The organism is Flavobacterium cupriresistens (genome assembly GCF_020911925.1).
In the GTDB taxonomy this organism is placed as follows: domain Bacteria; phylum Bacteroidota; class Bacteroidia; order Flavobacteriales; family Flavobacteriaceae; genus Flavobacterium; species Flavobacterium cupriresistens.
In genome coordinates this window covers 3,393,457-3,412,994 of the sequence record NZ_CP087134.1, presented here as the reverse complement: position 1 = coordinate 3,412,994, position 19,538 = coordinate 3,393,457, and the positions used below count along the sequence as shown (strand labels likewise).

Sequence of the window (19,538 nt, the reverse complement as noted above, 5' to 3'; positions counted from 1 at the left end):
TTCTTATTTTTAAGCTTTACTTTTCTATTTTTCACTTTCTCACTTTGGGCTTCTCGAAATATCATGGAGTCTCAAAGTTTTTTTTCTAATTTTTTTATTAAAACTTTGCGATTTTGCGATTTTGCGACTCTGCGAGATTTTTACTTCTCCGCAGCTTTTGGACTTGATCTCTTACTTTGAGTTATTACCATAAAAAAAAGCCAGTATAAACTGGCTCGTGATTTCTATATTTTCTTTAGGATTATCCTACTATAACATCTCTTTTCATGGCATACAATTTTAAGTTAATTGGATATACAATTTTACGCAATAATTACCTTGTAGACAAATAATTAGTGTTAAATATTAGTGTTAAATATTAGTGTTAAATATTAGTGTTAAATATTAGTGTTAAATAATTAAGCAACCCCTAAATCATCTCCCGATTTAAACCTTTTCGTTGTAATAACATCTTTACAATAGAAGTCCTGAACAAAAATATTTGTAAAACCCGACAGTGAATGTTTCGCAATTACAGTAAGTCTAATATAAGAAGACGTATCACTCCAATTTGATTCGATATCTTCACTGGTTCTGACTCGCATGGCATGTAAACTATTTGTATCAGATTTCTTTTTACAGGGAATATAGGAGATGAAATTATCCTTTAAAACGATATCCTTTCCTTGAATATTCATGCCTCCAACACCTCCTACTTGTTTATAAAATGTCGGTTCAATTCTAATATCAAATATTTCTGAGTTTGTTTTATTGACAAATTTGAAAAAATAATTTACTTCTCCTTCAAATATTACCTTACTTACATGAGGTGATATTTCAATCTTTACTCTTTTTCTTTTTAAAAAATACATTAAAAACAGGTAAGATGAAATTACGCCTGCAACGATACTGATAGTGATTCCTAAAATTAGATCTGTCATTAAATGAATACTTTGACAGAAAGTTAAACTCAAAATTCAAACCATTAAAAGATTATCTCACATTGCTTTGATTTCGATTTACAATCGTTTCTCCATCACATAATCCTCCATTAAATAACCGTTTCCAATTTCGATATTAACTTCATCGATGATTTTAAAACCTGTTTTCTCATAAAAATGTAAAGCTTTATTAAATCGGTTTACATTTAAATACAATGAAGCTGAATTATGCTCTAAAGCAAAATTTCCAATACTTTCCATTACTGATTTTCCAATTCCTTTGCCCTGTGTTTCCGGCAAAAGATATATTTTATGAATTTTTGTAATAGCTTCTTTTTTATAATTGTGCTCAATTCCTATAAATCCTAAAACCGAATTTTCGTCAGAAATCAAATAAAACAACTGTTCTTTTTTATCCAACTGAGCGGTTAAAGCTTCGTCCGAGTAAAACAAATCCAGCATATATTTTAGTTGTTCTTCAGTCAAAATTTCACCATAAGTTATAGGCCATGTTTTATAGGTTATATCCTGAATTATTTTAATATCATTCCTGCCTGCTTCTGAAATTGTAATCATATTTAAGTATACTGCTTTAAATTAATTCGTAAAAACTTGATTTTCCTGTTCGCTTACCCTAATAAAAGTAGTTCGTTTGGTAAGCTCTTTTAATCTTGAAGCGCCTACATAAGTACAAGTGCTTCGTATTCCTCCTAAAATATCTAAAATTGTATTTATAACTTTTCCTTTAAAAGGAACCTGAACTGTTTTTCCTTCACTTGCTCTGTATTCAGCAACACCGCCTACGTATTTATCCATGGCGGTCTTCGAACTCATTCCGTAAAATTGTCTGAATTCCTTACCATTAATTTCGATAAGCTCTCCACCACTTTCCGTATGTCCGGCAAGCATACCGCCCAACATTACAAAATCGGAACCTGCGCCAAAAGCTTTGGCAACATCCCCTGGTATTTTACAGCCTCCATCGCTAATAATGTGCCCACCTAAACCATGAGCAGCATCAGCGCATTCTATAATAGCTGAAAGTTGCGGATACCCAACACCGGTTTTTACACGTGTTGTACAAACGGATCCTGCCCCTATGCCTACTTTTACAATATCTGCGCCGGCTAATAACAGTTCTTCCACCATTTCACCGGTTACCACATTACCGGCAATAATAACTTTATCAGGATACTCCTTTCGGGTTTGTTTTAAAAACTGAACAAAGTGTTCCGAATACCCATTGGCAACATCAATACAAATAAACCGCAACAGTGGATTAGCCGTAATAATCTCTCTGATTTTTAAAGAATCTTCTTTTCCAGTACCCGTACTTATAGCGATATAATTGTAAAAATCGGGAGAAACCTTCTCTAAAAAATCAGTCCATTCCTGAAGCGAATAATGTTTATGAATTGCCGTAAACATTTTTTCTTTAGCCAAAACTTCAGCCATTTCAAAAGTTCCGACCGTATCCATATTGGCAGCCATAATCGGAATTCCTGTCCAAACACTACTACTGTGTAAAAATTTAAAATTTCGTTCTAAAGAGACCTCCGATCTGCTCTTTAACGTTGATCTTTTAGGTCTGATCATCACATCTTTAAAACCCAATTTTAAATCAGTTTCTATTCTCATGGTGCTAAATTTCTGTTACTCTCAAATGTAAGGATTTTAGATTTTAGATTTTAGATTTTAGATTTTAGATTTTAGATTTTAGATTTTAGATTTTAGATTTTAGATTTTAGATTTTAGATTTTAGATTTTAGATTTTAGATTTTAGATTTTTGTTGGAACGGAAAATTGGAACGGCAAAATGTAACTACAAACTGAGACTGAAAACCGAGACTGTAAACTAAAAAAAACTACCCGTGAATAGTCTCTCCTTTTCCGTAATTTGAGATAATTGACTCTTCGTAGGCCAACCATTCTCTCCAACGTTTTTCAACATCGATTCCTACTCCGTATTTTCGGGCATAGGTGATGAATGTAGTGTAATGACCGGCTTCACTTTCCATCAATTCTCTATAAAAAACAGCCAGCTCTTCGTCTTGAATGTTTTCAGATAAAACTTTAAAACGCTCGCAACTTCTGGCTTCAATCATTGCTGAAAACAATAATCTTTCCACTAAACCGGAAACTCTGCTGCCATCACCGCTTTTCTTCATGTACAAATACAATTCATTTACATAATCGTCTTTGCGCTCGCGTCCTAGTTTAAGACCTCTTTTGATGATGATATTATGCACCTGCTCAAAGTGATCGATTTCTTCTTTCGCTAAAGCCAATAAATCTTTCACTAAATCCTGATGCTCAGAATTATTTGTGATAATCGTTATGGCATTTGTAGCCGCTTTTTGTTCGCACCAAGCGTGATCTGTCAGGATTTCCTCGATGTTTTTCTCTACTATATTAACCCATCTAGGGTCAGTTGGCAGTTGTAATCTTAATACACCCATATTCTTTTTTTGTTTCAGGTTTTCTTTTGTTTCAGGTCTCCTTTTGTTTCAGGTCTCCTTTTGTTTCAGGTTTCTTTTGTTTCAGGTTTTCTTTGTCTCATTTTTAGTTGAAATAAAAACTAAAAAAAGTTTAAAGCTTTGTGCTGTTTTAAACCAACACAAAACTTTAAACTTGAAATTTTAAACTTGAAACTTATTTCTTAGTAAACGAAAATCGGTCTTTCGCTCATCATTTCATTTACTTCATTTGCTACTTCTTCGATCACTGCTTCGTTAGTGTGATCCACAAGTACTCTGTCAATTAAAGCTACGATAGTTTCCATATCAGCTTCAACTAAACCACGAGTTGTGATTGCAGCTGTTCCAACACGAATTCCTGAAGTTACAAATGGTGATTTGTCATCAAAAGGAACCATGTTTTTATTTACTGTAATTTCTGCTTTTACTAATGCGTTTTCAGCTTCTTTTCCTGAAATGTTTTTGTTTCTTAAGTCAATTAACATCATATGGTTGTCAGTTCCTCCAGAAATAATGTTATATCCTCTTTTTACAAAAGCATCCGCCATAGCGTTTGCATTTTTTTGCAATTGCATAGCGTAAGTAAAGAATTCGTCTTTTAAAGCTTCTCCAAAAGCAACAGCTTTAGCAGCAATAATATGCATTAATGGACCACCTTGATTTCCTGGGAAAACAGCTAAATCTATCAAAGAAGACATCATTCTGATTTCTCCTTTTGGAGTTTTTAAACCTTGTGGGTTTTCAAAATCTTTCCCCATTAAGATCAAACCTCCACGAGGTCCGCGTAATGTTTTATGTGTTGTTGTAGAAACAATATGACAATGTGGAATTGGATCATTTAATAATCCTTTTGCAATAAGACCTGCAGGGTGAGAAATATCCGCAAATAAGATTGCTCCTACACTATCTGCGATTTGTCTGAAACGTGCAAAATCCATATCACGTGAGTAAGCCGAAGCTCCTGCAATGATTAATTTTGGTTGTTCTTTAGTAGCAATTTCCTGAATTTTATCGTAATCTAAACGACCTGTTTCAGCATCTACACCATAAAAAACCGGACGGTATAAACGTCCTGAAAAGTTTACCGGTGAACCGTGAGTCAAGTGACCACCGTGTGACAAATCGAAACCTAAAATCTTGTCTCCAGGGTTCAAACAAGCATGGTAAACTGCTGTATTTGCTTGAGAACCTGAGTGAGGTTGTACGTTTGCATATTCAGCACCAAATAATTCTTTGGCTCTGTCAATAGCAATTTGCTCGATTACGTCTACTACTTCGCATCCTCCGTAGTATCTTTTGCCAGGGTATCCCTCAGCGTATTTATTCGTTAAAACAGACCCGGCTGCTTCAATTACTTCATCACTTACAAAGTTCTCTGAAGCAATAAGTTCTAATCCGTGAATTTGTCTGTCCTGTTCCTCTAGTATAAGGTCAAAAATTTGTTCGTCGCGTTGCATTTTTTCGTTTTTCGTTAATTTGATGCAAAAATACAAAAAAACGTTTGTCATACAGTTAGATTATGATATATTTGACAAGTAATTTTTCAACAAATAATTAACATTCACATGCCGATAACCGCCAACGATACCAAAAGAAAATCATGGTTAGAAGTGCCTGAAAATAGCGACTTCCCTATTCAGAATATTCCTTTCGGTGTATTTCTTACCAAAGAAAATGTCGTTACAGTAGGAACCAGAATTGGCGATTACGCTATAGATCTAGGAGCTTTACAACAATTAAACTATTTCTCCGGAATAGATTTAACTGATGATATGTTTATGCAGGACACGCTTAATGATTTTATTTCTGACGGAAAAAAAACATGGCGCCTGGTCCGCAACCGCATCGCAGATATTTTTGATGCAACCAACCCACAACTTAGAGATTCGACAAAAGATCGTGATATCGTTATTTTCAAGATCGACGATGTTGAAATGCAATTACCGGTTTTAATTGGTGATTATACAGATTTTTACTCTAGTAAAGAACACGCTACAAACGTAGGTAAAATGTTCCGTGATCCCGAAAATGCTTTATTACCAAACTGGTTACACATTCCGGTAGGCTATCATGGAAGAAGTTCTACGATTGTTCCGTCTGGAATTCCGGTTCACAGACCAATGGGACAAACATTACCTAATGGAGAAAAAACACCCGTTTTTGGTGCTTCCCGATTAGTTGATTTTGAATTGGAAACTGCTTTTATTACTACAGACGTAAACGTAATGGGCGAAAATATCCCAACTTACGAAGCCGAAGATTATATTTTCGGAATGGTTTTACTAAACGACTGGAGTGCCCGTGATATTCAGAAATGGGAATATGTACCACTTGGGCCTTTCCTTGCAAAAAACTTCGCGACTTCTATATCGCCTTGGATTGTAACTATGGATGCATTAGAGCCTTTTAGAACAAAAGGCCCAAAACAAGATCCGGCTCCGCTTCCTTATTTACAAACGAAAGGAAAAAAAGCTTTCGATATTCATTTAGAAGTTTCTATTCAGCCTTTAGATCAGGAAGAAACGGTTGTTTCTAAATCAAATTTTAAATATTTATACTGGTCAATGTGTCAGCAATTAGCACACCACACTTCTAATGGATGTCGTGTAAATTCTGGCGATATGATGGGTTCAGGAACTATCTCAGGACCAACACCGGACAGCTTTGGTTCGATGTTAGAACTAACCTGGGGAGGAAAAAATCCATTAAAATTAAAGGACGGAAGCGAACGTAAATTTATAGAAGATAATGATACCGTAATCATCAGAGGTTTCTGTGAAACTAATGAAGTTCGTATTGGTTTTGGTGAAGTTGCCAGCCAATTATTACCTCCTTTTGTGAGACAATGAAGAGCAAATGAATTGCCTGAATAATATAAAAAACTTGTTAGAAGACTAACAAGTTTTTTTTTGTTTACGTTGTTTCTCTCGCAAAGTCGCAAATACGCAAAGTTTTTACTTTATTACGTTAAGCTCTATACCCTACAAAATAGCGAAAAACGTGTAAGTAAGGTTTAATCGAAGCCGATTTGTGTTTTGTTGAAAGGACCGGATATACTTAAATAAAATAGCACGCGGATTTTGCGGATTTAACGGGTTTTCGCGGAAAGCAATGATCAAAAATCTGTGAAATCTGCGTGAAAAAAAATCTTAAAACTTTGCGATTCTGCGACTTTGCGAGAAATCAATCACGCTGCGAAATGAATTATATTAATTTGACGATAAAAAAAACTTGTTAGTCTTCTGGATATACTTAAATAAAATAGCACGCAGATTTTGCGGATTTAACGGATTTTCGCGGAAAGCAATAATCAAAAATCTGCAAAATCTGCGTGAAAAAACCTTAAAAACCTTGCAATTCTGCAACTTCCCTACAAAATAGCGAAAAATACGTAAGCTAGGTATAATCGAAGCCGATTTGTGTTTTACTCAAAGTACTGGATATACTTAAATAAAATAACACGCAGATTTTGCGGATTTAGGGGATTTTCGCGGAAAGCAATGAATAAGAATCTGCAAAATCTGCGTGAAAAAATCTTAAAAACTTTGCGTCTTCGCGACTCTGCGAGAGATCAACCACACCGCAAAACGAATTATATTAATTTGAAGACATAAAAAAAACTTGCTAGTCTTCACTAACAAGTTTTTTACATTTTAAAATTTAATAATGCTATTGCTTAGGTTGCTGTTGGGTAACACAATGTACCATTCCGCCATTTGCGTATAAGTTTCTTACATCTATACCGACAACTTCTCTTCCCGGATAAAGACCTGCAATAATTTTATTTGCAACACTATCATTTGGATCATTATAATTTGGAACCAAAACTTTACCATTAGCAATATAGAAATTAATGTAATTCCCTTTGTAACCAAGGGCTTTCCCTGTTTTTGTCACTACATTTTTCTGCGTAAGTGGCAAAATTACTTTTGTATACACTTCGTTTTTAGTGTTTGAGGCTGCATTTAAAATCGCAATATCCGAATCTATCAGTCCCCAACCTGATAAATCAGAATTACTCATTGTGATCATTTTGTTACCAGCTGCAAATTTCATGATCCCATCGATATGCATATCTGTAACATCCTCTTCGCTAAAACCTCCTTCAAGCCAAATGAATTTTGTAGCTCCAAGATATTTCGTAAAATTTGATTCCGCCTGAGCTTGGCTCATTCCTTTATTTCTAACCGAATTTCTAGCTTTTTGACTGATTATAGAACTTTTAGTTGCCATTAATACTCCATGACCGTCTAATTCTACCGAACCACCTTCGTTTACCATTACATTATTTAAGTTCAATACGGTTACTCCGGTGTCAGCTCCGATCGCGCTTGGTATTGCATCACAATTCGCTGAATCGTATTTGCCTCCCCAACCATTAAATCCCCAGTCTTCGATCACTAGTTTTCCCTGAGCGTCACGTACGTAAATTGGTCCGTTATCTCTAACCCAAACATCGTCTGTACGATGAATTTTAAAATCAACATTAGTTAAAGAAACATTTGCTGCTTTTAATAAATTAGTAATTCTCGTTTGTTCAGCGGTATTGTAAGCAATAATATGCACTTTTTCGGTAGATTGCAGCGCTTTTGTCATTGCTACCCAAGTTTCGTCCAGTTCGTTTCTGTAGGTAACACCGTGTTGGTATTGATGTGGCCATTGCAACCACGTCCCTTCATGTGGTTCTGATTCTTCGGGCATTTTATACACTATTTGTGTAGGATCAGGTTTACCGATTACCTCTGCAGTACCTTCGTCGCCGGCACAAGAATTAAAGATTGGAGCAGCCATCGAAGTAAATAAAATTAAGAATTGAAATTTAATCATGATGTATATTTTTTTAGATAGGCAAAACTAGAATATGTCTGAGTATCAAGATTGTCTTATTTTGACAACTTTCGTTTTACGGGAACGTATATTGCTGTTGTTAGTTGGTCTGGCGATTTTTCATCATCAATATACTGTTCTATAATAGGAGAAATTCCTAATTCATAGTCACTCTCATAAAGCCATCGGTAATATATTTTTCGGTAGGTTTCTTCAATTTTATCAAAATCACCAAGATGAATATACTTCGCATACCAGCCTCCAAAAATAGCCTTCGAAAGGTATAATTTTGGATTAACACAGGTGCCGATACAGGCCTCATACCTTGATTTCTCTTTATCTGAAATTATAGGTTGATCCACAATCACGCCAAAACAATTGTAAGGTGGGATCGTTTTATTCTCTTCAATAATCGCATCCCATAGCTCATTTATCGCCACATTATTGTAATTATTACTGATAAGCGTTTTAGAATAAACTTGTATTTTCTCTTTGTACTCGTATTCAAAATCAATAAACGAAAGGTCATTTTCTTTCCCTTTTATATATTCCTCAAAAAGAGGTTTTCTGTTCTGGCGGGCTTGCAAAGGCGTAATTTCAAATTTATTTTTAAATGCTTTCGCAAAAGACTGATTGTTGCTATACCCAACATCATACGCAACAGCTACAATGGTATTATTGGTATAAATCAACTGTTTATAAGCGTTTTCCAGCTTTAACCGGGTACAAAAATCACCTATTGTTTCCAATAGTATCGCACTAAAAATACGCTGTATATTTCTATAAGAATAATTCGAAACTGCTTCTAATTCTTCCGGTTCGATTTGCCGATGATAATTGTCTTCTAAAAAAGTAAGTACCTTTTGTATATTCTCTATTTTCATCGATTTTAATGTGAGCTGTAAATAAACATTATCAGTTTTTTAAATCCTCAAACTCCAAATAAAGCTGCCTTAACAAATCAACTTTAAGTTTTCTACCATCAAAATTAACTTCAATCGTGTTTCCGCTAACACCAATAGGCGCATTAACCGTTTCATCAAAAGTGAAAATTTTATACGTATCTAACCGTTCTCCTGTTTTTATTTGCAGAATTTGATCGAAATCCGGAGCTTTCGCAATACTATGAACGGCAAACTGCTCCCTATTATTACCAAACAAAATAAAATCTGTAGTTTTTGGCTTAATCGTATTTGGACTCAACTTCTTAAAATAAATAACCTCCTGAATTCTTACCGCAACCGATTCGGCAATTTTAATGCCTCCGCGTTCAAAATGCCCTCTGTAAATACTTGCTTTAAACGGACGGGGATTTGCAATCATGTCCGGTAGAATAAACTTTTCCGGTTCAATTGTGTAAGTAGCATGTTCAGGATGTTGCTGTTGATCCCTTATAAATTGCTGTCTAGTTCTTTCATCAAAAACCAATTCCAGAACAATCTGATAATCATGCGGAGATCGAAACATTGGTAAATGGTACGCATAAATTTTATTTCTTCCAAAGATAGCCATCCCGTGTGTTGAAGGCTCGTCCTGCGCACCATGATCGTGTTGCTGCGAAAAAACACCACAAGAAATAAGAGCAAAAAAGAAAAATACTGTTTTTTTCATCTTTAAGTATATTTAGATTAGGGACTTTTTTTTGTTCTAAAAACAATAGCAATGCAATAATTGTCTTTAGAATTTAACTTCAAAGTTAAAACAAATCTACTATCTAAAACATTTTTCACAAATCAATACAACACTGAAATTCAATATCTTAAAAATAAAACTACATCAGACCTGGTAATTACTTATCCATCTGAATAAATAAAAGCAAAAAAAAATATCCGTACAGCTTATGTACGGATACTTTTATCAAATGCCGACTTACGGCACTCTATTTTAAAACACTTGTTTAAGCCGGAATCTGCTGACTTAGACAGTGCAACGTTCCAAATCCCCAAATAAAATCGATACAGCTAATTCCGATTACTTCACGATCAGGGAAACACTCCGATAGAATATTCAAAGCCACACGATCGTTACTATCATTAAAAGTTGGAACCAGGACACAATTATTCAAAATCAAGAAATTAGCATAACTCGCCGGTAATCTTAGATCTCCAAAATCAACACGTTTTGGCATTGGCAAAGCTACAATTACTGGAGATTTTCCGTTTTCTAACTTCGCATTTTGCAAACGTTTTAAATTATCCTGCAAAGCCTTGTAATTAGAATCGGTTTTATCAGTTTCAACAATAGTAACAATTGTATCTTCATTTACAAATCGACATAAATCATCAATGTGTCCGTGCGTATCATCCCCTTCTATTCCGTCTCCTAACCAAATCACATTGGTAACACCCAGGTATTCTTTAAAAACAGCTTCGTAATCTTCTTTTGTAAATCCGGGATTTCTAACCTGAATTGACTGGTGCATCAGACATTCCTCAGAAGTCAATAAAGTTCCTCTTCCATTTACATCAATAGCACCACCCTCTACAATTACCGGTTTACCTTTATACATTACCTGCGTTACCGGCACTTCAATAAAATCAGCTATTTTAGAAGGAACATGTTTATCTAACTGATGATTTTTATATTTTGCCCAACCATTAAAATTAAAATTCAGCGCTTCTCTTTTTGAACCGTTTTTTACAATAATCGGTCCTGAATCACGCATCCAGCTTCTGTTGGTTTTATGAATGATAAAAGAAATATTACCCATATTTACTCTTGCGTCTTCTAACATTCCGGCTACTTTCTCTTTTAACTTTTCATCGGCTACAACCAAAAAAACAGTTTCAAAAGTGGCTACTTTTTTTATAAATTCTACAAAAGCCCATTGAATGGCTTCGTATTTCCCTGGCCAGTCATTGCCATTATGCGGAAAACACAATACAATTCCCTGTTGTTTTTCCCATTCTGCTGGGAATCTTCTATTATTTGTTGACATAAAGCATTTCTAAATTTGAAAGAGTACAAAGATAATGATTCATAAGGATTATAAAACAACTAAGCGAAAATCAAATCAAAATCAGTCCAAAACAATTCCTAAAATTAAGTTAAAGATTAAATAATACAGCCTTAATACAAAGCCAGCTTCTGCTATTTACATTTGAAAAAACTAAAAACAAACACAATGAAAAAACTAAGTATCTCTTTATTAACCGCTTTGTTTCTAATGGCAAGCTGTAATAATGACGAAAACTCAAACAATGAAAAACCCGAAGCTGTTGTAAACGAAGATCCCGGAACCTTCAAAGAAATCGGAAGCATTACTATAGGTGGCGAAGGTGCAGCAGAAATTTCGGCTTATGATGAAAAAACAAAAAGACTTTTTACAGTTAACAATAGCGGAACGAATCAAATTGATGTAATTGACATATCAGACCCTACAAAACCAACCAAAATTGGCAAAATTGACTTAACTCCTTATCAAGGTGCCTCCAACAGTGTTGCTGTTTTTGACGGAAAATTAGCTGTTGCTTTAGAATCTACAATCAACAAACAAGGAAATGGAAAAGTGGTTATCTTTAATACAGCCGACTACAGCCTGATTAAACAAATTACCGTTGGTGCTTTACCGGATATGATTACGTTTTCTCCTGATGGGAAATATATAATGACTGCTAATGAAGGGGAACCGAATACAGATTATTCTCAAGATCCAAACGGAACGATTTCGATTATCGAAGTAACAAACAATTATGCGGTTACTACTTTAGATTTCAGTTCGTTTAGCAGTCAGGCCGCAGCCTTGAAAAAAGACGGTTTCAGAATTTCAACCTTCGCTAAATCTTTTGCACAAGATATCGAACCTGAATATGTAACCATTTCTGATGATTCTAAAACGGCTTGGGTAACGCTTCAAGAAAACAACGGTGTTGCAAAAGTGGATTTAGTCTCTAAAACCATTACTGCTATTTATCCTTTAGGTTTGAAAAATTACAATACGGCCGAAAATGCAATTGACGTAAGTGATAAAGATGATAAAATTGCTTTTAACCCATGGAAAGTAAAGGGAATGTTTATGCCGGATGCTATTAGCCATTTCTCTTCAAACAATGTACCTTATTTTGTTACTGCTAATGAAGGTGATGCCAGAGAATATACTGCGTACAGCGATATCAAAAGAATGAAAGACATGAAACTGGACGCAACCGTTTTTCCAGATGCTGCTACTTTAAAACTGGAAACCAATTTAGGAAGACTAAATCTTGTAGCCGATATGGGCGATACGGACGGTGATGGTGACTTGGACGAAATGGTTAGTTTTGGTGCGCGTTCTTTCTCGATCTGGAACGGAAATACCGGAAAAATTGTTTACGACAGCAAAAATGATGTGGACAAAAAGACCAACGAACTAGGTACTTATGATGACAAACGTAGTGATGATAAAGGTTCTGAACCGGAAGCAGTGGTAGTGGCTAAAATAGGTACTCAAAACATACTTTTTGTAGGATTAGAAAGATCAGATGCTTTTATGACTTATGATGTAACAAATCCTGCTTCACCACAATATTTACAGACTGTAAAAACGGGTGATGCTCCTGAAGGAATTCTTTTTATTCCGGCGTCAAAAAGTCCGACAAAAAGAAGTTTAGTTGTAGTAAGCAGTGAAGGTGACGGAACTATTAAAATTTTCCAGCCAAGTTTGAAGTAAACACAATAATTCAATAAAAAAGAAAGCCGTTTCAAGTATTTGAAACGGCTTCTTTTTATCTAAAAAATTGAATTAATCAATTGCTCTTTTTGTAATATCTCCAAAAGCATCAATTCTTCTGTCTCTGAAAAATGGCCAGTTCTGACGTACATTTTCCTGTAAATCCAAATCAACTTCGGCGATAAGAATTTCTTCTTGATCGTGTGATGCCTGTGCCAAAATTTCTCCCTGAGGTCCCGCTATAAAAGAAGCTCCCCAAAATTGGATTCCGTCAGTACCATCGATATATTGTTCTAAACCAATTCTGTTTGCGGCAGCAACGAAAACGCCGTTTGCAACAGCATGACCTTTCATTACGTTCATCCACGCCCCATATTGATTCTCTCCGTATTGCTCTTTTTCTTTTGGATGCCAACCGATTGCTGTTGGGTAAAACAATACTTCTGCACCTTTCAAAGCTGTAATACGAGCTGCTTCCGGATACCATTGATCCCAACAAATCAGTGTTCCAACTTTTCCTTTTTTAGTTTGAATAGCTTGAAAACCTAAATCTCCCGGAGTAAAATAGAATTTCTCATAAAAATGAGGATCGTCCGGAATGTGCATTTTACGATACAAACCAGCTTCTGTTCCATCAGTATCAATAATATAAGCACTGTTATGATAGATTCCTGCCATTCTTTTTTCGAAGAAAGGAACAATAATAACAACTCCCAATTCTTTCGCTAATGCGCTAAAAGCAATAAATGAAGTGCTATAAAGCGGTTCTGCTAATGCAAAATTATCAACATCTTCGCTTTGGCAAAAATAATGACTGCTATATAATTCAGGCAGTAATATAACTTCAGCACCTTTAGTAGCTGCGTCTTTTACCCAGCTGATGCATTTTTTAAGATTATTCTCGGCAACATCGTTCAGGTTTAACTGAATAACGGCTATTTTATATTTTCTTTTCGGCATGACATAAAATTTAGAGTGCAAAAATAGTAATTTTTGAAGGAATGGCAAACAGATCTCAATTAGTAACTATTACAAAAAAAGAACTCTTATGAGTTCTTTTTACAATTGTTTACTTGGATTTTGTTTTGTTGAAAAAATTTTGACAATATAAACAATCCCCTCCACTTCTTTATAGAGAATCTTATAGTCGCGAACTATAATCCTCCTAAATTCAGGCTGAATTTCATCTGATTGAAATTGATCTGTAAAATGAAAATTTCGACGAAATAGAAATCTCTGTTTGTTGAGCTCGTTTTTACGGAGTTTCTTGCGGAGATTTCTCCTTCGTCGAAAGGACAAACGTGGCGTATATTTTTTTTTAACAGACTAAATTTTCGCATCTAATTTTCTACTATTCTACAAATTTTGGATTTGATTCTCTTTTACGTACCTCATTACTTCTAAAACAAAAAAAACACCAATCCTAAGATTGATGTTTAAATGAATGAAATTTAAGGGCAAGCTATTTTTACTAATTACCAAAAGCGTATTAATCAATTACCACTTCATGTACAATAAATTCAGTTTCTGATTTTTTGAATTTAATTTTAAAAGTTCCTTTTGTAGCAGATTTAAATTTATAGACTGCCTTCTTAGCATCCGGAACTATTTGTACACATACAGGAGATGCATATTTTACTTCAACCTGTAACCCTTTATCGGCACCAATTGTAGCTTCTGTAAATTTATTAAATTCTCCACAAGCAGTCTCTGGCATAAATGTTACATCATAGCTAAGTTCTGCATTCACTTTTCCAGTTGCCGGACCTTCCAATTTAGTTGCAAAAGCATTTTTAGTTACAACAACTACCGGATCTGGTGTTGCTTCTTTCTTATCATCATCACTACTACATGAAGACAATCCAATTAACAAGAACAAAGCTACTAAACCTGATTTAAATCTAAAATTTTTCATATAAAATATTTATTTGTTATTTTAATATGAAGAGGGCGAATAAATAATAAGGTTGCTTAGATTAAATGTTAAAATATTAAAACAAAACACCAAACACCTATAAACAAAGGGATTAACTTCAAAATAAAAACATAAAAAAAACACCAGCTTTGCAACTGATGTTCTATTTATTTGAAAAAATACAATGTTTCTATTAATGCGCTTTCTTTCCAAAAAGTTTTTTCAGAAGATTCACAATCGCTAAAACTATAAATCCAACTACAAGTCCTACGATAAACTCTTTCAAAATCGAAGGAAATTGAGGTAGTAAATGATGGAAAAACTCAATATTGTGAACGAATAAACCTCCAGCTACCAGAATCAAAGCAATTGTTCCGATCACAGTTAAAGCCTTAATCACTTTTGGAAGTGCCTGAACCAATAAATTACCGATCGTTTTTAATATACTTTTTTCTTTTTTACTGTGTTGGATCATTTTAAAACCTACTTCATCCATTCTGACAATTATAGCAACGATACCATAAACACCAATAGTCGCAATCAATGCAATTATTGAAACTACTGCAATCTGTGATGAAATCGGCTGACCAATTACAGTTCCCAATGCAATGATTACAATCTCTACCGAAAGAATAAAATCGGTTACAATAGCGGACTTTATTTTGTCTTTTTCAAGTGCTAAAATTTCCTCTTCTGTAAAGGTTTCTTCTGTGATTCCTTCCGAAGCGTGTTGGTGAGGAAAAAAGAACTCATATATTTTCTCAGCACCTTCATAAGCAAGGAAAAGTCCTCCAAGTACTAAAATCACAATAATGGCAATAGGAAAAAAGGCGCTCAACAAGAATGCGATTGGCAAAATAATAATTTTATTAAGTAGTGATCCTTTACTGATTGCCCATAAAACAGGAAGTTCTCTTGAAGAGGCAAACCCTGAAGCTTTTTCAGCATTAACTGCTAAATCATCCCCCAAAATACCTGCTGTTTTTTTTGCTGCAACCTTGCTCATTACTGCAACATCATCCATGATTGCTGCGATATCATCTAATAGTACGAAAAAACCTGATGCCATTTATTAATTTATTTATTTTAAGAATTACGTAATTCATTGGTTTACAAAACCTCATATAAGCTACGTTATTTGTTTTTTTACCTCTGCGAATCTACTACTTTTTTATCGAATCTTTTGCTAAAAAATTAACTGCACTGTCCCAAAAGCAACCATAGAATGATGAAAATAAATACCGTGCTAAAACACCCGCATCCTAATTTTTTAGCTCCATAACCCGCAATTAACCCTCTGAATATATTGTTCATGATCTTATTGTTTTATGTTCTTAGTAAATTTCAGAAATTAAACAATACATACTGTTATACTACCCTGCAATAAAGTTTCATTATTTACGGTTTCTCCAATTTATTTAAACAAAAAAACACCAGTCTTGCGACTGGTGTCTTCCCAATTAATAATTAACTAAAAGAATTAATCGACTTTATGCGTTTGATTTCTAAAAACCAATTTTCCATCGAAAGCATCAATCAAAATGATACTATCGGTTGTTATATTGTTTGCCAGAATTTCTTTCGACAATTGATTTAACACTTCTCTCTGAATAACTCGTTTTACCGGTCTTGCTCCAAATTGTGTATCATACCCTTTGTCTGACAGATAAGCAATCGCTTCCGGCGTAGCATCCATAGTGATACCTTGTAACGCCAGCATTTTGGTAACACTTTTAAGTTGCAAGCTTACAATTCTCGAAATATTTTCGATAGTTAAAGGCGTAAACAACACGATTTCATCAATACGATTTATAAATTCAGGACGAACGGTTTGTTTCAATAAAGCCAAAACTTCCACTTTTGCAGCTTCAGTTGCAGCTTCAATACCGCCTTTCAGATTATCAAATTTCTCCTGAATAATCTGACTTCCCATATTGGAGGTCATGATGATAATTGTATTTTTAAAATCAGCCAGACGACCTTTATTATCCGTCAAACGGCCTTCATCTAAAACCTGCAATAAAATATTAAACGTATCCGGATGGGCTTTTTCGATCTCATCCAGTAGAATTACAGAATAAGGTTTTCTTCGAACAGCTTCTGTTAATTGCCCTCCTTCATCGTAACCAACATAGCCAGGAGGCGCACCAACCAATCGACTCACGCTGTGACGTTCCTGATATTCACTCATATCAATACGGGTCATGGCATTTTCATCATCAAAAAGGTATTCTGCCAAAGCTTTTGCCAACTCCGTCTTACCAACACCCGTTGTCCCTAACAACAGGAATGTACCAACCGGTTTTTTCATATCCTGCAATCCTGCACGGCTTCTGCGAACAGCATCACTTACTGCTTCAATCGCTTCTTCCTGACCTACAACGCGTTTGTGCAATTCATCCTCCAAATGCAAAAGTTTTTCTCTTTCTGTCTGAAGCATTTTCATTACCGGAATTCCTGTCCATTTTGCTACAACTTCAGCAATATCTTCACGGGTAACCTCTTCTTTTATCAATGAATTACCGGATTGGTATTCCTGCAATTGTTTCAATAAAACATCCAGACGTTCCTGGGCTTCTTTGATTTTTCCGTAACGAATTTCAGCTACTTTTCCATAATCCCCTTCACGTTCTGCACGTTCCGCTTCATGTTTAAAATCTTCTATTTCTAATTTCACAGCCTGAACACCGTCAACGACATCTTTTTCAGACTTCCATTTGGTATAGATTTCATTTCGCTCTTCTTTTAGGTTCGCCAGATCCATTCCTAAAATTTTGAGCTTACTTTCTTCTTTTTCACGCTTAATGGCTTCGATTTCAATTTCCAGTTGCATGATTTTGCGATCCAAAACATCTAATTCTTCTGGTTTTGAATTGATTTCCATACGCAATTTCGACGCAGCCTCATCCATTAAATCAATGGCTTTGTCCGGTAAAAATCGATTTGTGATATAACGTTGTGATAGTTCTACCGCTGCAATAATAGCTTCATCTTTAATCTGAACTTTATGATGCGTTTCGTATTTTTCTTTAATTCCACGCAAAATCGAAATAGCACTTTCTGTATCCGGTTCGTCAATTAAGATCTTTTGAAAACGACGTTCCAATGCTTTATCTTTTTCAAAATATTTCTGATATTCATCTAAAGTTGTGGCTCCGATCGCTCTTAACTCTCCACGGGCCAAAGCCGGTTTTAAGATATTAGCCGCATCCATAGCCCCTTCACCTCCACCTGCGCCAACAAGTGTGTGAATTTCATCGATAAATAAAACGATATCACCTTCTGCCGCTGTCACTTCTTTTACTACCGATTTTAGTCTTTCCTCAAATTCACCTTTGTACTTGGCTCCGGCGATCAATGCTCCCATATCTAAAGAGAAAACAACTTTATCTTTTAGATTTTCAGGTACATCACCATCCACAATTCGGTGCGCTAAACCTTCAGCAATAGCCGTTTTACCAACACCCGGCTCTCCCACCAACATAGGGTTATTTTTAGTTCTGCGGGTTAAAATCTGTAACACACGTCGGATTTCTTCGTCACGCCCGATAACAGGGTCCAACTTTCCGGTACGCGCTAACTCATTCAGGTTTTTAGCGTATTTATTTAATGAATTATAGGTCTCTTCAGCAGAAGCCGAAGTTACTCTTTCTCCTTTTCTAAGCTCCGCTATTGTAGCTTTCAAAGCTTTTCCGGTAACACCCTGATCTTTTAAAATCTGTGCTACTTTGCTTTTTGAATCAAAAATTGCCAAAATTAAATGCTCGATTGAAACATACTCATCGTCCATTTTTTGTGCAATAATTTCTGCTTCATTCAATGCTTTATTTGCGTCTCGCGAAAGCATAATATCGCCTCCCGAAACTTTTGGAAAGCTTTGTAATGTTGAATCTAAAATTTGTAAAAACAAAGGCACATTTACATTGAGTTTTTTCAATATAAAAGGCGCCACATTTTCATCCACTTCAAAAATCGCCTTAAAGATGTGTTCGTTTTCTATTTGTTGTTGACCATATCTTTGAGCCAGCTGCTGCGACAACTGAATGGCTTCCTGAGATTTAGTCGTAAACTTATTTATGTTCATATTTGTATGATTTATGATTGATTTATATTTGTAATAAGTAACTTTGCAATTCAATATTCAAATTATATTCCACAATAAAAACACCGACAAAAAGTCATTAAAAATCAAGGTTTTACTTGAACTAAATGTCAAAAAGTCATAAAAACAGTCAAAACATGGGTTTTTTAAATTCTATCTTCGGAAATTCTGACCATTCGGATTCACAAAAAAGCAATATAAACTGGATTCCTCTTACAAATTTAACACAGTTGGATGATATTGCTAACATTTCAAATGTTAAGCCTATCGTAATTTTTAAGCACAGTACGAGATGCAGTATTAGTAGAATGGCTTTAAAACAATTTGAAAAAGAATACGATTTAAACGAAACGGTTGATGCCTTTTTCCTAGATTTAATCGAACATCGTGACGTATCTAACGAAATTGCCAACAAATTTAACGTACACCATGAATCTCCTCAATTGCTATTGATTAAAAACGGAAAAGCGGTTTACAATGTTTCTCACAGCGATATTGATGCTGAGGCTTTGAAAACGAAAGTATAAGGACCTCTTTTGTAAAATGTGAAATGTTTTCTTGTAAAATGTGAAACGCTAAAAAGATCTTATGAATTGTCATTTCGAGCGAAGTCGAGAAATCACATCCAATATTCCGCAAACTGTGCGTG

Annotated in this window: 16 protein-coding genes; 3 read left to right on the top strand and 13 right to left on the bottom strand. The window is 35.0% G+C overall.

The window, feature by feature from the left end:
- Positions 1-398: 398 nt before the first annotated feature.
- From LNP23_RS14540 to glyA, 5 genes are all read right to left on the bottom strand, one after another.
- Positions 399-920, bottom strand: coding sequence for a hypothetical protein (locus tag LNP23_RS14540; protein WP_047776408.1), 522 nt, complete (start codon positions 918-920; stop codon positions 399-401).
- A 78-nt stretch (positions 921-998) separates the two neighbouring features.
- Positions 999-1,496, bottom strand: a complete 498-nt coding sequence (locus LNP23_RS14535) for a GNAT family N-acetyltransferase (RefSeq protein ID WP_047776407.1) — start codon at positions 1,494-1,496, stop codon at positions 999-1,001.
- 21 nt (positions 1,497-1,517) lie between these two features.
- Positions 1,518-2,558, bottom strand: coding sequence for a GMP reductase (locus LNP23_RS14530; RefSeq protein WP_230001738.1), 1,041 nt, complete (start codon positions 2,556-2,558; stop codon positions 1,518-1,520).
- Positions 2,559-2,785: 227 nt separating this feature from the next.
- Entirely contained in the window at positions 2,786-3,379 is a 594-nt protein-coding gene (locus tag LNP23_RS14525; RefSeq protein WP_007810758.1) for a MiaE family protein, read from the bottom strand.
- 200 nt (positions 3,380-3,579) lie between these two features.
- Positions 3,580-4,854: a serine hydroxymethyltransferase gene (gene glyA / locus LNP23_RS14520; protein WP_047776584.1), complete on the bottom strand. Its 1,275-nt coding sequence runs from the start codon at positions 4,852-4,854 to the stop codon at positions 3,580-3,582.
- 108 nt (positions 4,855-4,962) lie between these two features.
- On the opposite strand from glyA, the gene fahA reads away from it, so the two are divergent.
- Positions 4,963-6,246 (top strand): fumarylacetoacetase, encoded by a 1,284-nt coding sequence (fahA, locus tag LNP23_RS14515; RefSeq protein ID WP_047776404.1) that lies wholly within the window; start codon positions 4,963-4,965, stop codon positions 6,244-6,246.
- A gap of 820 nt (positions 6,247-7,066) precedes the next feature.
- Here the strand turns inward: fahA and LNP23_RS14510 are convergent.
- The 4 genes from LNP23_RS14510 to LNP23_RS14495 all read right to left on the bottom strand — a co-directional run bounded on the left by LNP23_RS14510 (position 7,067) and on the right by LNP23_RS14495 (position 11,162).
- Positions 7,067-8,224, bottom strand: coding sequence for an agmatine deiminase family protein (locus tag LNP23_RS14510; protein WP_230001737.1), 1,158 nt, complete (start codon positions 8,222-8,224; stop codon positions 7,067-7,069).
- Positions 8,225-8,280: 56 nt separating this feature from the next.
- Entirely contained in the window at positions 8,281-9,108 is an 828-nt protein-coding gene (locus LNP23_RS14505) for an AraC family transcriptional regulator (RefSeq protein WP_230001736.1), read from the bottom strand.
- Positions 9,109-9,139: 31 nt separating this feature from the next.
- Positions 9,140-9,835, bottom strand: coding sequence for a hypothetical protein (locus LNP23_RS14500; RefSeq protein WP_230001735.1), 696 nt, complete (start codon positions 9,833-9,835; stop codon positions 9,140-9,142).
- Between the two features lie 286 nt (positions 9,836-10,121).
- Complete coding sequence (locus tag LNP23_RS14495; protein ID WP_230001734.1) at positions 10,122-11,162, bottom strand: agmatine deiminase family protein; 1,041 nt, start codon at positions 11,160-11,162, stop codon at positions 10,122-10,124.
- A 186-nt stretch (positions 11,163-11,348) separates the two neighbouring features.
- Here LNP23_RS14495 and LNP23_RS14490 point away from each other — a divergent pair, with 186 nt between their 5' ends.
- The gene (locus LNP23_RS14490) at positions 11,349-12,872 is read left to right on the top strand and encodes a choice-of-anchor I family protein (RefSeq protein WP_230001733.1); all 1,524 of its coding nucleotides are present in this window, start codon (positions 11,349-11,351) and stop codon (positions 12,870-12,872) included.
- 72 nt (positions 12,873-12,944) lie between these two features.
- Here LNP23_RS14490 and LNP23_RS14485 read toward each other — a convergent pair whose 3' ends face one another.
- From LNP23_RS14485 to clpB, 4 genes are all read right to left on the bottom strand, one after another.
- Positions 12,945-13,832 (bottom strand): carbon-nitrogen hydrolase, encoded by an 888-nt coding sequence (locus LNP23_RS14485; RefSeq protein WP_230001732.1) that lies wholly within the window; start codon positions 13,830-13,832, stop codon positions 12,945-12,947.
- Positions 13,833-14,361: 529 nt separating this feature from the next.
- Complete coding sequence (locus LNP23_RS14480; protein ID WP_230001731.1) at positions 14,362-14,787, bottom strand: glycosyltransferase family protein; 426 nt, start codon at positions 14,785-14,787, stop codon at positions 14,362-14,364.
- Between the two features lie 193 nt (positions 14,788-14,980).
- On the bottom strand, positions 14,981-15,856 hold the full coding sequence (locus LNP23_RS14475; protein ID WP_047776389.1) for a DUF808 domain-containing protein: 876 nt from the start codon (positions 15,854-15,856) through the stop codon (positions 14,981-14,983).
- Between the two features lie 411 nt (positions 15,857-16,267).
- A complete protein-coding gene (clpB, locus tag LNP23_RS14470) occupies positions 16,268-18,871 on the bottom strand; it encodes an ATP-dependent chaperone ClpB (RefSeq protein WP_230001730.1) in 2,604 nt (867 codons plus the stop codon).
- 155 nt (positions 18,872-19,026) lie between these two features.
- Between clpB and ytxJ the strand changes: the two genes are divergently transcribed.
- Positions 19,027-19,416 carry a bacillithiol system redox-active protein YtxJ gene (ytxJ, locus tag LNP23_RS14465; protein ID WP_047776578.1) on the top strand — a complete coding sequence of 130 codons (390 nt, stop codon included), beginning with the start codon at positions 19,027-19,029 and terminating at the stop codon, positions 19,414-19,416.
- Positions 19,417-19,538: the final 122 nt, after the last annotated feature.

Bases quoted from the DNA above. Each gene is read 5' to 3' on its own strand.
- LNP23_RS14540 (WP_047776408.1), bottom strand. From the start codon at position 920: ATGACAGATCTAATTTTAGGAATCACTATCAGTATCGTTGCAGGCGTA.
- LNP23_RS14510 (WP_230001737.1), bottom strand. From the start codon at position 8,224: ATGATTAAATTTCAATTCTTAATTTTATTTACTTCGATGGCTGCTCCA.
- LNP23_RS14480 (WP_230001731.1), bottom strand. From the start codon at position 14,787: ATGAAAAATTTTAGATTTAAATCAGGTTTAGTAGCTTTGTTCTTGTTA.
- glyA (WP_047776584.1), bottom strand. From the start codon at position 4,854: ATGCAACGCGACGAACAAATTTTTGACCTTATACTAGAGGAACAGGAC.
- LNP23_RS14535 (WP_047776407.1), bottom strand. From the start codon at position 1,496: ATGATTACAATTTCAGAAGCAGGCAGGAATGATATTAAAATAATTCAG.
- LNP23_RS14490 (WP_230001733.1), top strand. From the start codon at position 11,349: ATGAAAAAACTAAGTATCTCTTTATTAACCGCTTTGTTTCTAATGGCA.
- LNP23_RS14530 (WP_230001738.1), bottom strand. From the start codon at position 2,558: ATGAGAATAGAAACTGATTTAAAATTGGGTTTTAAAGATGTGATGATC.
- LNP23_RS14525 (WP_007810758.1), bottom strand. From the start codon at position 3,379: ATGGGTGTATTAAGATTACAACTGCCAACTGACCCTAGATGGGTTAAT.
- ytxJ (WP_047776578.1), top strand. From the start codon at position 19,027: ATGGGTTTTTTAAATTCTATCTTCGGAAATTCTGACCATTCGGATTCA.
- LNP23_RS14485 (WP_230001732.1), bottom strand. From the start codon at position 13,832: ATGCCGAAAAGAAAATATAAAATAGCCGTTATTCAGTTAAACCTGAAC.
- LNP23_RS14500 (WP_230001735.1), bottom strand. From the start codon at position 9,835: ATGAAAAAAACAGTATTTTTCTTTTTTGCTCTTATTTCTTGTGGTGTT.
- clpB (WP_230001730.1), bottom strand. From the start codon at position 18,871: ATGAACATAAATAAGTTTACGACTAAATCTCAGGAAGCCATTCAGTTG.
- LNP23_RS14475 (WP_047776389.1), bottom strand. From the start codon at position 15,856: ATGGCATCAGGTTTTTTCGTACTATTAGATGATATCGCAGCAATCATG.
- LNP23_RS14505 (WP_230001736.1), bottom strand. From the start codon at position 9,108: ATGAAAATAGAGAATATACAAAAGGTACTTACTTTTTTAGAAGACAAT.
- LNP23_RS14495 (WP_230001734.1), bottom strand. From the start codon at position 11,162: ATGTCAACAAATAATAGAAGATTCCCAGCAGAATGGGAAAAACAACAG.
- fahA (WP_047776404.1), top strand. From the start codon at position 4,963: ATGCCGATAACCGCCAACGATACCAAAAGAAAATCATGGTTAGAAGTG.